The organism is Methylobacterium sp. WL64, from assembly GCF_008039945.1.
Taxonomy (GTDB): Bacteria; Pseudomonadota; Alphaproteobacteria; order Rhizobiales; family Beijerinckiaceae; genus Methylobacterium.
The window spans coordinates 73,956-88,623 of sequence record NZ_VRVA01000005.1 but is presented as its reverse complement, the minus strand read 5'-3'; the positions used below and the strand labels follow the sequence as shown (position 1 = coordinate 88,623).

Sequence of the window (14,668 nt, the reverse complement as noted above, 5' to 3'; positions counted from 1 at the left end):
CCTTTGGCGGTGGATGTTCTGCAGATAGCGCGTCCGCCGGCCCGGACCACACGAACCCGGAGATATCCCCCCGATGCTGTTCGCCGCGCCGCTCGCGCCCGGTCTGCTGGTGCGGCGCTACAAGCGCTTCCTCGCCGACATCGAAACCGACGACGGCCTCGTCACCGCGCATTGCCCCAATCCCGGTGCGATGCTGGGCCTCAACTTGCCGGGACGGCCGGTCCTGCTCTCCCGCTCGAGCAATCCCGCGCGCAAGCTGCCGCTGACCTGGGAATTGGTGGAGGCCGACCTGCCGGGCGGCCCGCAATGGGTCGGCATCAACACCCTGCGCCCGAACGCCCTGGTGGCCGAGGCGTTTCGCGCCGGCGTGATCGCCTCACTCGCCGGGCACGACGTCTTCCGTCCGGAAGTCCGCTACGCGAAGGCCAGCCGCGTCGATTTCCTCGCGGGCGGCGCGGCCACCGGGCCCTGCCACGTCGAGGTCAAGAACTGCCACCTGATGCGCCGGGCGGGCCTCGCGGAATTTCCGGATTGCATCGCCGCCCGCAGCGCCCGGCACATGCGCGATTTGGCCCAGGTGGTCGTGGATGGCGGCCGGGCGATGGTGATCATCGTGGTGCAGATGCACGCGGAGGCGTTCGACGTCGCGCGGGACATCGACCCGGCCTTCGACCGGGCGTTCCGCGACGCCCGCGCGGCCGGCGTCGCGGTCCATGCCTATCGCTGCGCGGTGAGCCCCGCGGGGGTCGCCGTGACCGACGAGATCCCGGTGATCACGCCGCCCTGACCGGTGCCTGGCGCTCGAACATCAGGTTCAGCCGGGAGCGCGAGATCTCGCGATAGCCTAGCCTCTCCAGGTGCTTGGGCAGGTCGATCTGCCACTGGCCGGTGCCGTTCTCGATGAGCAGGATGCGGGGGAGCAGCGCTTCCGGAGCCTCGCGCAGGAACGGCTCCAGGATCAGGTCCTCGGCGCCCTCGACGTCGAGCTTGATGGCATCGACCCGGGTCAGGCCTTCGGTTCTCAGGAGGTCGATGAGCGGCACCGCCGGCACGGTGATCCGGGCGCCCTCGTTGGTGCCGACGATCCGCAAGCTCGACTCGCCGCGGTTGCGCGGGTCGATGAACAGGGTCAGCTCGCCCGCCTTGTCGGCCACCGCGCAGGCGACCGCCTTGACGGTGTGGAACGGGTTCTGAGCGATGTTGTAGGTGAGGCGCTCGAATACGTCGGGTTGGGGCTCGACTGCGACGATCCGGGCGGCCGGCCCCGAAAACGCCGCGACGCACAGGGCGTAGGCGCCGATGTTGGCGCCGATATCCAGGAAGACGCAGTCCTTCGGCAGGCGCTCCTGCAGCAGCGCACGCTCCTGCGGATCGAAGAATTGCGGCGTGAACAGCACCTTCTTCTCGCAGTTGTTGTTGTAGGGGTGCAGGCGCATCCGGGCGCCGTAGCGGGTCACGTCGAGGGGCTTGCCGCCCAGTCGCGAGATCGCAATCCGGCGCAGGAACAGCGCTAGGCGCCGCCCATACCAGGACTCGGCCGGGATCCGGTTGGTCCGGCGGGTGATCGCCGCCACGAGGCCGGCCGGTTCGTAGGTGCCGTAGGGCTTGGGATCGGTCATAGCCGGGGCGGTGTGCCAGCCGGCGCCCGCCCCCGCAAGCGGAGCGATCCGCGTTGCCCCCGCGCGGCCCTGTGGTCTAAGCGGAGGCCGAGCTTCGACGGCACGGGTTGCACGGCATGGATTCCTTCGATTCGGACGGCGTGCGGATCGCGTATATCGACGTCCCGCCGGCGGAGGGGGCCGGCACGCCGATCCTGCTGATCCATGGTTTCGCCTCCAACCACGCGGTCAACTGGGTCAACACCCAGTGGGTGCGCGCGCTGACGCAGGCCGGATACCGGGCGATCGCCCTCGACAATCGCGGGCACGGCGAGAGCCAGAAGCTCTACGACCCGGCGGAATACAGCTCGGAGGCCATGGCGGGCGACGCGATACGGCTGCTCGACCATATCGGCATCGAACGCGCGCACGTGATGGGCTACTCGATGGGCGGGCGGATCACCGCCCACATCGCCCTCGACCATGCCGACCGGGTCCGGTCCGCGCTGATCGGCGGGCTCGGCATGCACCTCGTCGAGGGCAAGGGCTTGCCGTCCGGGATCTCGGAGGCGCTGGAGGCGCCCCCCGGCACCCCCGCTCCGAACCCGACCGCCGCGGCGTTCCGCACCTTCGCCGAGCAGACCCGCAGCGACCTTCGCGCGCTCGCGGCCTGCATGCGCGGCTCGCGCCAGACGCTGAGCCGGGCGGAACTCTCACAGATCGAGGTGCCGGTGCTGGTCTCGGTCGGCACCCTCGATACGGTCGCGGGCTCGGGCCCCGCGCTGGCCGCCCTGATGCCGGATGCCCGGGCGCTCGAGATCGAGGGCAAGGACCACTCCACCGCGGTGGGGGCCAAGCCGCACCGGGACGGCGTATTGGCCTTCCTCGCCGCGCAGCCCTGACCGTCAGCTCTTCAGGCGGTAGCCGGTGCGGAAGATGTAGGTCACGAGGCCGAGGCAGATCACCAGAAACAGCATCGTCATCCCGAGGCTGATTGCGATGCTGACATCCGCCTTGCCGAAGAACGCCCAGCGGAAGGCGCTGATCAGGTAGACCACCGGGTTGACGAGGCTCACCGCGTGCCAGAACGGCGGCAGCATGTCGATGGCGTAGAAGCTGCCGCCCAGGAACGTCAGGGGCGTCACCACGAGGAGCGGCACCAGCTGCAGCTTCTCGAACCCGTCCGCCCAGAGCCCGATGACGAAGCCGAACAGGCTGAACGTCACCGCGGTGAGCAGCAGGAAGCCGATCATCCAGACCGGATGGTCGATCCGCAGCGGCACGAACAGCGCCGAGGTCGCCAGGATGATCAGGCCGATCAGGATCGACTTGGACGCAGCCGCGCCGACGAAGCCCAACACCACCTCCAGCGGTGAGATCGGGGCCGAGAGGATCTCGTAGATCGTGCCGGCGAAGCGCGGGAAGTAGATGCCGAACGAGGCGTTCGAGATGCTCTGCGTCAGCAGCGAGAGCATGATCAGGCCGGGCACGATGAACAGCCCGTAGGGCACGTCGTCCACCGCCGAGACCCGCGAGCCGATCGCGGCCCCGAACACCACGAAGTACAGGGTCGTCGAGATCACCGGGGCCAGGATGCTCTGCCCGGCGGTACGCCAGAAGCGGCCCATCTCGAAGCGGTAGATGGCGCGGACGGCCGGCCAGTTCATGCTCATGGTCGCGTTCATATCCGTGCCTCTCCCTCGCGCACCAAGCCGACGAAGATGTCCTCCAGGGAACTCTGCTCCGTCTGAAGATCGCTGAACCGGATGCCGGCAGCGGCGAGGCCGGTGAGCAGGCCGGTGATCCCGGTCCGCTCCGCGCGGGTGTCGTAGGTGTAGACAAGTTCACGGCCGTCGCCGGCGAGCGCCAGCTCGTACTCCGCAAGCTCGGGCGGGATCGCGGTGATCGGGGTCTGGAGCTGCAGGGTCAGCTGCTTGCGCCCAAGCTTGCGCATCAGCGCGGCCTTCTCCTCGACCAGGATGATCTGGCCCCGCCGGATCACGCCGATCCGGTCCGCCATCTCCTCCGCCTCCTCGATGTAGTGGGTGGTCAGGATCACGGTGACGCCCTGCTGGCGCAGGTCGCGCACGAGCCGCCACATGTCCTGGCGCAACTCCACATCGACGCCGGCGGTCGGCTCGTCGAGGAACAGCACCCGGGGTTCGTGCGAGAGGGCCTTGGCGATCAGAACCCGGCGCTTCATCCCGCCCGAGAGGGTCATCAGGCGGCTGTCGCGCTTGTCCCAGAGCGACAGCGCCCGCAGGATCCGCTCGATATGGCCGGGATCGGGCTGCAGTCCGAACAGGCCGCGGGAGAAGCTCACGGTGTTCAGCACCGTCTCGAAGGCGTCGGTGGTGAGTTCCTGCGGGACGAGCCCGATCGCCCGGCGCGCGGCGCGGTAATCCACGGCGATGTCGTGGCCGTCGACCACCACCGTTCCGGAACTCGCGGTGACGATGCCGCAGACGATATTGATCAATGTCGACTTGCCGGCCCCGTTCGGGCCCAGCAGCGCGAAGATCTCGCCCCGCTCGATGGTGAGGTCGATGCCGCTCAAAGCGGTGAAGCCGGACTGATAGGTTTTCGAGAGCTTCGAAATGGAGATGATCGGCATCGGGGCCTGAATGGAATGCGGGGCGTCGTGCACCGGCGACCGCCGGCTCGGCTCTGGGCCCGTCTGCCGCCGCGACGTTCCGCACGGCCTGACGATCGGGTGGGCCTCTGGCGGAAGCGGGCGCCCCTATAGCACGGCGTCTATACGGTTCTCACGCCACCCACGTGCGCAAGCGCACAGCGAGACCGGCGTCATTCCTGAGCGTCGGCGCAGCGAGAGACCAGCGCCAGGCAGTGCCGCCGGGCCTCCGGATCGCGGATGCGCGAAAAGGTCGCCAGGATCGCGTCGCATTCGGCGGCCGTCGGGCCGTCATCGCCTTGCGCGGTGCGGCGGCGAAAGAGCGATACCGGAAGGTCCAGGGTATCGGCGATGTAGCGGAGGAGCTGCGCCCGCTCATCGAGCCGCTCTGCAGCTTCGGAGGATTCGAAGGCGCCTGGCGTGGTCATCGTGCGGTCCAGCTTAAACGGCAGCCGAGCAGGGGTCTGCGCACCTCGAAAGGCCGACGCTGCTCGGGACGGAATTCGACCCGACCATTCATGAGTTTTCGCGACGCGGCAATCAACCGTTACGCTTCTCGGTAGTCACATGGACCGGAGACGCAGGATTGGTTTTGAGCCGGCCGGTAACGACCGGCTGCGGAGATTGAATACCGCGGTCGACTGAATTGCGCGCCGTCGCCGCTCTTGCATGCCGAAACGCACCGCCGATCGCGAAGATCAGTAGAGGCGTGCTCCCGCTGAGGTCCGGCTGTCGATCCCGGGGCTCGGGTTCGTGTGCGGCTGCTGACGCGCCTACGACGAGCCTATCCACCGCGCCGGAGCAAGACGAGCGCGGCCAGTCCGACCAGCGTCGCGAGGCCGAGCATCCTGCGCCATGGGTTGACGCCGCGGACGAGTTCATCGACCGCCCACCAGCCCAGGGCGACATCGGCGCCGATGGCGAGCCAAAATCCCAGGGGCTCGGCGCCGCTTGCCAGCCATGCCGCCAGCGTCAGCGCGAGGAACAACCAGAGCGGCAGGTTCGGCCATTGCGCAATCGTGATGGCGCCGGTCTGCCGGTCCCGGAAAAGCCAGTCGCGCACCCGCAGGAGGGGACTGGTCGATGGCTGTATCATGGTCCGGCGCCCTTCCTGTTGCCGCGCGATCGTGCGGCGGCGCACCGCCGGCCGGCCGAAGCCCCGTTAAGACGAACTCAACAGGCCGGATCGAACTTAACCTTTTATCAACCTTACTAAATGGAAAGCGCGGTCCAATCCCTAACAGTTCCTGAAACGACTCGCGAAACAGTCGTTAATCAGACGATAATGCATCATCGGAACGGCGACGAACCGCACCAAGAGGACGGATCCACCATGAGCACTCGTTTCGAAGACCTGAAGTTCATGTTCCTCCTCAGCGCCGTCACGCTGCTCGGCAGCGGCCTGGACGTCATCCTGCGCTGATCGAGGCCGCCACCATCCCGCCCGTTTCCGTCGAGCCGTGTCGCGCGAAGGCGCGTCTCAAGGCTGACCGTGCCGCCGTTTCCTGAGGCCGCCCGTCACGGCGTTGCTGGGTAGCGACGGGGACATTCACGACACGGGGCGTGGGCGAAAACCATCGGTTCTGCGCGACCGGCGTGGGAACCGCCACCGAAGTCTGGCCGGAGAGAAGGAAGCTGCGCAATTCGGCCACCCGCGCCTTCCGCTCCGTACGCATTACGAACGCGGCCACGACGATACCGCTCAGCCCGGCCACTTCGAGCAGCACCGCGACCACGTAACCCGGACCCATCCGTCCCCACCATGTGCGATCCGCGACGCCGAATAAACCGGCGGCCACCTGCCCCAGTGGACACTCTTGGTTACTAAAATCTTAAACTCTACATCGATTGATAGACTGCCTGACCGTTTCTGTACTCGTTTCACAGTAGCGGTCGAATTGAAGCTCATCGACCGGTCGGGCGCTGCTTCCATCGCGCCCGTCGGCGTGCAGGCCTATAGCGCGATCGACGCTCTCTCGACCCGGGCGGGCGGCCTTAGTATTAGCCCTGCCCGTGGAAGTTGCTCGTGTCGTGGCCGATGCGAACGATTGAAACGTTTGGCACGGGTGAAGGGGCGCATGTGGAGCATGCGCCCTCCAGGATAGCCGGCGTCGGTGTTGAGCGTCGGCCGTTCGGGGCTGCGCTACCACATATCCAGGGCGACGCGAGCCTCGTCCGACATCCGGCTCTGATCCCACGGCGGGTCGAACACCATCGTGACGGCGCACGATTGAATGCCCGGCACGGCGCTGACGGCGTTCTCGACCCAGCCCGGCATCTCACCGGCGACGGGACAGCCGGGAGCGGTCAGGGTCATGTCGATCGCGACCTTCCGGTCGTCGCCGATATCGACCTTGTAGATCAGGCCGAGCTCGTAGATGTCCGCCGGGATCTCCGGATCGTAGACGGATTTCAGCGCCGCGACGATGTCGTCGGTCAGCCGGTCCAGCTCGGCCGGCGGGATCGCCGATGCGGCTTCGACCGCGGGGGCGTTCGCGCCGCCGGTGATTGTGGCGTCGGTGCTCATGGTTTCACTCTCCCCCGGGCCTGTCCAGACGGCCCCGGTTTCCTCGCGGCACGCGCATCGTCCTCACGATATTGTTCGGAACGCTACGCCGATCAGGCGAACATCATCTCGGCTTTGCCGAGCGCCTCGGCAAGGGCATCGATCTCGGCCGGCGTCGTGTAAAGCCCGAACGAGGCCCTGCAGGTCGAGGTGACGCCGAAGCGCGTCAGCAGCGGCATAGCGCAATGCGTGCCGGCCCGCACCGCGACGCCCTGTCGGTCGATCACCGTGGCGATGTCGTGCGCGTGGGCGCCCTTCATCTCGAAGCTGACCACGCCGCCCTTGCCCTTGGCGGTGCCGATGATCCGCAGGGCGTTCATGGCGCCCAGGCGCTCGTGCGCGTAGCGCGTCAGCATCGCTTCGTGCGCCGCGATGTTCTCCCGGCCCAGGCCCAGCATGTATTCCAGCGCCGCCCCGAGCCCGACCGCCTCGACGATCGCCGGGGTCCCGGCCTCGAAGCGGTGGGGCGGGTCGTTGTACGTGACCGTGTCCTGGCTGACGGTCCGAATCATCTCGCCGCCGCCCTGGTACGGGGGCAGGCGCTCCAGCCACTCCTTCTTGCCGTAGAGCACGCCGATACCGGTCGGCCCGTAGACCTTGTGGCCGGTGAAGATGAAGAAGTCGCAGTCGAGCGCCCGCACGTCGATCGGCTGGTGGACGGCGCTCTGCGCGCCGTCGAGCAGCACCGGAACGCCGTGCGCATGCGCGATGCGGACGATTTCCTCCGCAGGCGTCACCGTACCCAGCACGTTCGACATCTGGGTGATCGCCACCATCTTGGTGCGCGGCGTGAACAGCTTCTCGTATTCCTCAAGGAGGAAGTTGCCGTCCTCGTCCACCGGCGCCCACTTGATCACGGCCCCGCGCCGCTCGCGCAGGAAGTGCCACGGCACGATGTTGGAGTGGTGCTCCATGATCGACAGGATGATCTCGTCACCCTCGCCGATCAGCCCGGCCCAGCCCATGCTGGAGGCCACGAGGTTGTAGGCCTCGGTGGCGTTGCGGGTGAAGATGATCTCGTCGGTGGAGGCGGCGTTGAGGAACTGGCGCGTGGTCTCCCGGGCGCCCTCGAACCCCTCCGTGGCGGCGTTCGCCATGAAGTGCAGGCCGCGGTGAACGTTGGCGTAGCCGGTCTCCATGCAGGAGACCATCGCGTCGATGACCTGTCTGGGCTTCTGGGCCGAGGCCGCGTTGTCGAGATAGACCAGCGGCTTGCCATAGACTGTCTGCGACAGGATCGGGAAGTCCTTCCGGACCGCCTCGACATCGTAGCCGGTGGTGAGGACGGGTGCGTTCATGGTCGCGACCTTCTGGGACCTCGAGTCCGTCCCATGGGCCACCTCGATCCGAGGGGCCGAAGCGAAGCGAAGGTCTCGAAGGAGGCCTCCGGAAAGAGCGTCGCGACCCCGATGACCCGCGAACGGGGCTCGGGATTCGCGGAGCCGGCCGATCCTGCGGGAGGACCGGCCGATCGTTCAAGCGCGTGCAGCGAGCCAGGCTTCGATCTCGCCGATCAGCGCTGCGCGGGCACCCTCGTGCGTGACCGATTCGATCGCCTCGCCGACGAAGGCCTGGACCAGGAGGCTCTCGGCCACCGAGCGCGGCAGGCCACGGGCCATCAGGTAGAACAGCAGGTCCTCGTCCGGGGCGCCACAGGTGGCACCATGGCCGCAGGCGACGTCGTCGGCGAAGATCTCCAGCTCCGGCTTGTTCATCATCTGCCCCTCGTCGTTGAGGAGCAGGCAGTCCGACTTCATCTTGCCGTCGGTCTGCTGCGCAGCCTGCCGGACGATGATCTTGCCCTGGAATACCCCGGTGGCATCCCCGTCGATCACCGTCTTGAACATCTCGCGGCCGATGCCGCCCACGGCCGCGTGGTCGGCCAACAGGGTCGAGTCGGCCAGCTGCCCGTTGCCCAGCATCGCCGCGCCGTTGACCACGGCGTTCACGTTTTCACCGGCGACGTGCATGTAGATCTGGTGGCGCGACAGGACGGCACCGGTGACCAGGTTGACCGTCTCCAGCCGGGACTCGTCGTCGAGGCGCACGCTGATCGTCGAGAGTGCGATGGCGGCGTTTCCCTCCCGGTTGAGCCGGGCATGGCGGAAGACGGCCTGCTTGCCGACCCGCACGTCGAGCGCATCGTTCGGCTGGTAGGTCAGGCCGTCCGGACCCTCGTGGCTCTCCAGCACGGTGATCTCGGCGCCGTCGCCGAGATCGACCAGGACCCGCGTCGCCGTGGAGAAACCCTCGGAGCCGCTGCCGATGAAGCGCAGATGCAGGGCCCGCTCGATCTTGGTACCGGGAGCGACCGAGATCAGCGCGCCGTCGGCCAGGAAGGCGGTGTTGAGCTGGTAGATCGGGTTCTCACGTGCCTGCTCCACCGGCGCGAGGAGCCGGAGGCGGATGTCGCTCTTGCCCATCGCGTCGTTGAGCGGCGTCACGGTGAGGCCGGCCGGCAGCCCGTCGAGGTCCGACAGCGGACGGACGAGATGGCCGTTGACGAAGGTCAGATGCGCCGCGTCGAGGCCGGCAAAGCCCTTGGCGGATGCCGCGGCCGCCTGGGCGGCTTCCGCAGACGGGGCCTCGGCCGGCGGCACGGCCTCCTTCATGGCGGCGCGGAGGTCGGTGTACTTGAACGCCTCCACCCGCCGGCTGGGAAGGCCGGCGGCCTCGAAGAAGCGGAACGCCTCCTCGCGGGCGATCGCCTCTTCCGAGGCGAAGCCCTTGCGAGCAGCCTCGAACAGGCTCGACAGCCCGGTCTCGGCGCTGGTGCGCAGGTTCTGGATCTCGGCCATGGGCTTACGCGGCCTCGTTGGTGCGGTACTCGGCGTAGCCAGACGCCTCGAGTTCGAGCGCCAGTTCCTTGCCGCCGGTCTTCACGATCAGGCCCTTCGACATGACGTGCACGGTATCGGGCACGATGTGGTTGAGCAGGCGCTGGTAGTGGGTGATCACCAGGAACGAGCGGCCCTGGGCCCGAAGCGCGTTGACGCCCTCGGAGACGATGCGCAGGGCGTCGATGTCGAGGCCGGAATCGGTCTCGTCGAGCACGCAGAACTTCGGCTCCAGCAGCGCCATCTGGAGGATCTCCATGCGCTTCTTCTCACCGCCGGAGAAGCCGACGTTGAGGGCGCGCTTGAGCATCTCCTTGTTGATCTCGAGCTTGTCGGCGGCGGCGTTGACCTTGCGGATGAAGTCCGGCGTCGAAATCTCGCCCTCTCCGCGGGCGCGGCGCTGGGCGTTGAGGCAGGCCTTGAGGAAGGTCATGGTGCCGACGCCGGGAATCTCCAGCGGGTACTGGAACGCCAGGAAGACGCCGGCCGCGGCGCGCTCGTCGGCGGCCATCTCCAGCACGTTCTGCCCGTCGAGTAGGATCTCGCCGTCGAGGACCTCGTAGTCCTCCTTGCCGGCGATGACGTAGGACAGGGTGGACTTGCCCGACCCGTTCGGCCCCATGATCGCCGCGACCTCGCCGTCGTTCACGGTCAGGTTCAGGCCGTTCAGGATGCGGTTGTCCTCGATCTGCACGACGAGGTTCTTGATTTCCAGCATGTTAGTTCAAGTCCTATCGAACGGCGGATCGGGTTGATGCACCGACCGCGTGCCGTCAGTTCCTTATCGCCGTCACCGAGACGGCCATTTCGAAGGCCTTCAGCTCCGGATGCGGCGCATGAACACCTTCGCGCAATCCGGTCGGCGACCGCGGGGATGCCGCGATCGCCATGGGTATCGACGCCCGTCGGACCTTAGCCGACCGAGCCTTCGAGGCTGATCGAGATCAGCTTCTGGGCCTCGACGGCGAACTCCATCGGAAGCTGCTGCAGCACGTCCCGGACGAAGCCGTTGACGATGAGCGCGGTCGCCTCCTCCTCGGAGAGGCCGCGCTGCAGGCAGTAGAACTTCTGGTCCTCGGAGATCTTCGAGGTGGTCGCCTCGTGCTCGAACACCGCGGACGCGTTCTTCGACTCGATGTAGGGCACGGTGTGCGCCCCGCACTGGTCGCCGATCAGCAGCGAGTCGCAGTTGGTGAAGTTGCGGGCGTTCTTGGCCTTCTTGTGGGCCGAGACCAAGCCCCGGTAGGTGTTCTGCGAACGCCCGGCGGAGATGCCCTTCGAGATGATCCGGCTGGTGGTGTTCTTGCCGAGGTGGATCATCTTGGTGCCGGAATCGACCTGCTGCATGCCGTTCGATACTGCGATCGAATAGAACTCGCCGCGGGATTCGTCGCCACGCAGGATACAGGACGGGTACTTCCAGGTGATCGCCGAGCCGGTCTCGACCTGGGTCCAGGAGATCTTGGAGCGGGCGCCGCGGCAATCACCGCGCTTGGTGACGAAGTTGTAGATGCCACCCTTACCTTCGTTGTCGCCCGGGTACCAGTTCTGGACCGTCGAGTACTTGATCTCGGCGTCGTCCAAAGCGACCAGCTCGACCACCGCGGCGTGGAGCTGGTTGTCGTCGCGCTTCGGGGCGGTGCAGCCCTCGAGGTACGAGACGTACGAGCCCTTGTCGGCGATGATCAGCGTGCGCTCGAACTGGCCGGTGTCGCGCTCGTTGATGCGGAAGTAGGTCGACAGCTCCATCGGGCAGCGGACGCCCGGCGGGATGTAGACGAACGAGCCGTCGGAGAAGACCGCAGAGTTCAGCGTCGCGAAGAAGTTGTCGGTCGAGGGCACCACCGTGCCCAGGTACTTCTTCACCAGCTCGGGATATTCCTGCACGGCCTCGGAAATCGGCATGAAGATCACGCCGGCCTTCGAGAGCTCCTTCTTGAAGGTCGTGGCCACCGAAACCGAATCGAACACGGCGTCGACTGCGACGCGGCGCTCCGGCGCGATGCCTTCCAGCACCTCGACCTCACGCAGCGGGATGCCGAGCTTCTCGTAGGTCTTCAGGATCTCCGGATCGATCTCGTCGAGCGACATCGCCGCCGGGCGCTTGGGCGCGGCGTAGTAGTAGATGTCGCTATAGTCGACCTTGTCGTACGCGACACGCGCCCACTCCGGCTCCTTCATGGTGAGCCAGCGGCGATAGGCGTCGAGGCGCCATTCGAGCAGCCATGCCGGCTCGTTCTTCTTGGCCGAGATGAAGCGCACGACGTCCTCGGAGATGCCCTTGGCGGACTTCTCCATCTCGATGGTGGTCTCGAACCCGTACTTGTACTGGTCGAGGTCGATCGAGCGGACCCGGTCGATTGTTTCCTGCACGGCAGGCATGAGCATCTCCTGGCAAGCCCGGTTTCAAGGACCGGGAAGCGTCTTTCGGAAAGCGTGGGACGCGGCTGATTCAGGCCGCGTACCCTCGCCGCTTATATAGGGGCTGCAAGACCCGTTCGAAGGCGTCGAGAAAGCATGACGCATCCTCGTCCACCGTGTTCCAGCCGAGGCTGACGCGCAGCGCGCCCCCGGCAAGCTCGGGCGCGACGCCCATCGCCGACAGTGTCGCCGAACGTGCGACTTTGCCCGACGAGCAGGCCGAGCCCGACGACACCGCCACGCCGGCGAGGTCGAAGGCGATCAGGGCGGCGGGCGCGTCGAGGCCCGGAACCGCGAAGCTCAGCGTGTTCGGTAGTCGCGGCGCGCCGGCCGCGAACACCACGGCCTCCGGGGCGCGGACGCGCAGGCCGGCTTCGATCCGGTCGCGCAAGCCGGCGAGGCGAACGCCCTCCGGCACGAGGGCTTCGGTCGCGATCCGGGCCGCCTCGCCCATACCAACGATCGCCGGCAGGCACTCGGTTCCGCAGCGCTGGCGCCGCTCCTGCCCGCCACCGCGGAGGAACGCCGCGTCCAGGGCGACACCGTCGGCCAGGATCATCGCGCCGACCCCCTTGGGGGCCGCGAATTTGTGCCCCGACAGCGTGAGCGCGTCGATTCCCAGGGTCGCCATGTCGAAGGCGACCTTGCCAACCGCCTGAACGGCATCGGTGTGGACCAGGGCCCGGCCATGCGCGCGGGCCAGGGCGACGACGTCGGACAGGGGCTGGATCGCGCCGGTCTCGTTGTTGGCCGCATGGACCGAGATCAGCACGCTCTCGTCCGCGAGCGCGCCGAGGCGTTGTTGGAGGACGAGGAGATCGATCACGCCCTCGGGTGTGACCGGTATTTCCTCGACTGCGTCTCGGGAGAATCGGTGTCCTGCGGCAACGCAGGGGTGCTCGGTGGCGGAATGGAGCAGCCGCGTCGGCTTCGGCTGGCCGCGCCGGCCGAGGGCGCCGGACAGAACCGCATTCGCGGCCTCCGTCCCGCCGCTGGTGAACACCACCTGCGCCGGCCGGGCATTCACGAGGGCTGCGACCTGACCGCGGGCCGCTTCCAGGGCGGCGCGGGCAGCCCGGCCCTCTTGATGGATCGAGGACGGGTTGCCGGGCAGCATCAGCGCGCGCGCCACCGCTTCCGCCACGGCGGGGCGGACGGGGGCGGTCGCGTTGTGATCGAAATAGGCGCGGGCCCGGCTCATGCTGATTCCGTGTGGTCCCCTGCATACGGCGCGTGACAATTCCTTGCCCGCGGACCGGCTCGCCGTGCTAAGGCGCGCCGACAAATGAGATGTCGCCAACCGAACGGCTGGTGCAGAGAACTGGCACCGCGTGCCCGCTCACCTACATTAGAATAGTTCTAATCGCCTAGAACTGTTCTAAGAGCGTTTGTATGGTGTGCGTGCGGCGAGTCAAGGCTGCCTCTTCACTGCCCGAGATCGCGCGGCCGGCGACCGCTGAAACGAGAGTTGAACGATGCCTGAAGTCATCTTCACCGGCCCGGCCGGACGTCTGGAAGGCCGCTATCAGGCCCCCAAGAAGCGCGGCGCGCCGATTGCCATCGTCCTGCACCCGCACCCCCAGTTCGGGGGTACGATGAACAATCAAATTGTGTACAATCTTTTCTACACCTTCGCCAATCGCGGCTTTGCAGCCCTGCGTTTCAATTTTCGCGGGGTCGGCCGCAGCCAGGGCGCGTTCGACCACGGTTCGGGTGAGCTCTCCGACGCGGCCGCGGCCCTCGACTGGGTGCAGTCGGTCAACCCGGAGGCGAAGTCGTGCTGGATCGCCGGCGTGTCGTTCGGCGCCTGGATTGGCATGCAGCTGCTGATGCGGCGTCCCGAGATCGAGGGCTTCATCTCAATCGCCGCGATGGCCAACCGCTTCGACTTCACCTTCCTGGCCCCTTGCCCCTCCTCCGGCCTGTTCGTGCACGGCTCCGAGGATCGCGTCGCGCCGGCCCGGGACGTCATGCCGGTGATCGAGAAGGTGAAGGTGCAGAAGGGCGTGATCATCGAGCACCAGATGGTCGAGGGCGCCAACCACTTCTTCGACGGCAAGGTCGACGAACTGACTCAGACGGTGGACACTTACCTCGACAAGCGCCTGGGGAAGCGTGAGGAGGCCGCCTGACGCCGCAGGTCCCGCGCCTTGACGGGGGCAGGCCCGGGGAATACGGCGCGGGCTTCGAACGTCGCGACTGAACCTTTGCAGGTCTGATGACTGAAAGCTTGTCCGACCAACCCGTGGTGCTGCTGGTGGAGGATGACGGCCTCCTGCTCATGGAGGCGTCCGATACCCTGGCGGATGCCGGCTTCACCGTGCTGGAGGCCAGCCACGCCGACAAGGCGCTGAAGGTCCTGGAAAACCGCGACGATGTCGGCGTCCTGATGACGGATGTCGACATGCCGCAGGGCTCGATGGACGGGTTCGCCCTGGCCCGCCTCGTGGCGCATCGCTGGCCGACCATCCCCGTCCTCGTCGTATCCGGCATGGGCACCCCCGGCCCCAACGACATGCCGGAGGGGGCCCGCTTCATTCCGAAGCCCTACGAGCCCACGACCCTGGTCCGAACCCTGCAGGCCTTCATCCGTCGCGCGGCGTGAAGCCTCCTC

At 67.2% G+C, this 14,668-nt stretch carries 16 protein-coding genes; 4 read left to right on the top strand and 12 right to left on the bottom strand.

Going from position 1 to position 14,668, the window contains the following annotated elements:
* The first annotated feature begins 73 nt into the window (after window positions 1-73).
* On the top strand, window positions 74-787 hold the full coding sequence (gene sfsA / locus FV242_RS04550) for a DNA/RNA nuclease SfsA (protein ID WP_147938085.1): 714 nt from the start codon (window positions 74-76) through the stop codon (window positions 785-787).
* Here sfsA and FV242_RS04545 read toward each other — a convergent pair.
* On the bottom strand, window positions 774-1,619 hold the full coding sequence (locus FV242_RS04545) for an FkbM family methyltransferase (protein ID WP_147905745.1): 846 nt from the start codon (window positions 1,617-1,619) through the stop codon (window positions 774-776). The two genes, sfsA and FV242_RS04545, sit on opposite strands and share 14 nt — an antisense overlap.
* Window positions 1,620-1,735: 116 nt before the next feature.
* On the opposite strand from FV242_RS04545, the gene FV242_RS04540 reads away from it, so the two are divergent.
* Window positions 1,736-2,500: an alpha/beta fold hydrolase gene (locus tag FV242_RS04540; protein ID WP_147938084.1), complete on the top strand. Its 765-nt coding sequence runs from the start codon at window positions 1,736-1,738 to the stop codon at window positions 2,498-2,500.
* A 3-nt stretch (window positions 2,501-2,503) separates the two neighbouring features.
* On the opposite strand, the gene FV242_RS04535 is transcribed toward FV242_RS04540, so the two are convergent.
* From FV242_RS04535 to FV242_RS04485, 11 genes are all read right to left on the bottom strand, one after another.
* Window positions 2,504-3,265 carry an ABC transporter permease gene (locus FV242_RS04535; protein ID WP_147905818.1) on the bottom strand — a complete coding sequence of 254 codons (762 nt, stop codon included), beginning with the start codon at window positions 3,263-3,265 and terminating at the stop codon, window positions 2,504-2,506.
* Between the two features lie 14 nt (window positions 3,266-3,279).
* Window positions 3,280-4,212 (bottom strand): ABC transporter ATP-binding protein, encoded by a 933-nt coding sequence (locus FV242_RS04530; protein ID WP_147905817.1) that lies wholly within the window; start codon window positions 4,210-4,212, stop codon window positions 3,280-3,282.
* A 191-nt stretch (window positions 4,213-4,403) separates the two neighbouring features.
* Complete coding sequence (locus FV242_RS04525; protein ID WP_147905743.1) at window positions 4,404-4,658, bottom strand: hypothetical protein; 255 nt, start codon at window positions 4,656-4,658, stop codon at window positions 4,404-4,406.
* A 356-nt stretch (window positions 4,659-5,014) separates the two neighbouring features.
* Window positions 5,015-5,326 (bottom strand): hypothetical protein, encoded by a 312-nt coding sequence (locus FV242_RS04520; protein ID WP_147938083.1) that lies wholly within the window; start codon window positions 5,324-5,326, stop codon window positions 5,015-5,017.
* Between the two features lie 313 nt (window positions 5,327-5,639).
* Window positions 5,640-6,029: a hypothetical protein gene (locus FV242_RS04515; RefSeq protein WP_210248919.1), complete on the bottom strand. Its 390-nt coding sequence runs from the start codon at window positions 6,027-6,029 to the stop codon at window positions 5,640-5,642.
* A 344-nt stretch (window positions 6,030-6,373) separates the two neighbouring features.
* Window positions 6,374-6,757: an SUF system Fe-S cluster assembly protein gene (locus tag FV242_RS04510; RefSeq protein ID WP_147852895.1), complete on the bottom strand. Its 384-nt coding sequence runs from the start codon at window positions 6,755-6,757 to the stop codon at window positions 6,374-6,376.
* Window positions 6,758-6,849: 92 nt separating this feature from the next.
* Window positions 6,850-8,094: a cysteine desulfurase gene (locus tag FV242_RS04505; RefSeq protein WP_147938082.1), complete on the bottom strand. Its 1,245-nt coding sequence runs from the start codon at window positions 8,092-8,094 to the stop codon at window positions 6,850-6,852.
* A gap of 177 nt (window positions 8,095-8,271) precedes the next feature.
* The gene (locus FV242_RS04500; RefSeq protein WP_147938081.1) at window positions 8,272-9,594 is read right to left on the bottom strand and encodes a SufD family Fe-S cluster assembly protein; all 1,323 of its coding nucleotides are present in this window, start codon (window positions 9,592-9,594) and stop codon (window positions 8,272-8,274) included.
* Between the two features lie 4 nt (window positions 9,595-9,598).
* A complete protein-coding gene (sufC, locus tag FV242_RS04495) occupies window positions 9,599-10,351 on the bottom strand; it encodes a Fe-S cluster assembly ATPase SufC (protein ID WP_147852892.1) in 753 nt (250 codons plus the stop codon).
* A 194-nt stretch (window positions 10,352-10,545) separates the two neighbouring features.
* Window positions 10,546-12,015, bottom strand: coding sequence for a Fe-S cluster assembly protein SufB (sufB, locus tag FV242_RS04490; protein ID WP_147905738.1), 1,470 nt, complete (start codon window positions 12,013-12,015; stop codon window positions 10,546-10,548).
* A 70-nt stretch (window positions 12,016-12,085) separates the two neighbouring features.
* Window positions 12,086-13,255, bottom strand: a complete 1,170-nt coding sequence (locus FV242_RS04485; protein WP_147938080.1) for a cysteine desulfurase family protein — start codon at window positions 13,253-13,255, stop codon at window positions 12,086-12,088.
* Window positions 13,256-13,529: 274 nt separating this feature from the next.
* On the opposite strand from FV242_RS04485, the gene FV242_RS04480 reads away from it, so the two are divergent.
* Both FV242_RS04480 and FV242_RS04475 read left to right on the top strand, forming a co-directional pair.
* Window positions 13,530-14,186, top strand: coding sequence for an alpha/beta hydrolase (locus FV242_RS04480; RefSeq protein WP_092045953.1), 657 nt, complete (start codon window positions 13,530-13,532; stop codon window positions 14,184-14,186).
* Between the two features lie 86 nt (window positions 14,187-14,272).
* On the top strand, window positions 14,273-14,659 hold the full coding sequence (locus FV242_RS04475) for a response regulator (RefSeq protein WP_147852889.1): 387 nt from the start codon (window positions 14,273-14,275) through the stop codon (window positions 14,657-14,659).
* The last annotated feature ends 9 nt before the right edge of the window (window positions 14,660-14,668 follow it).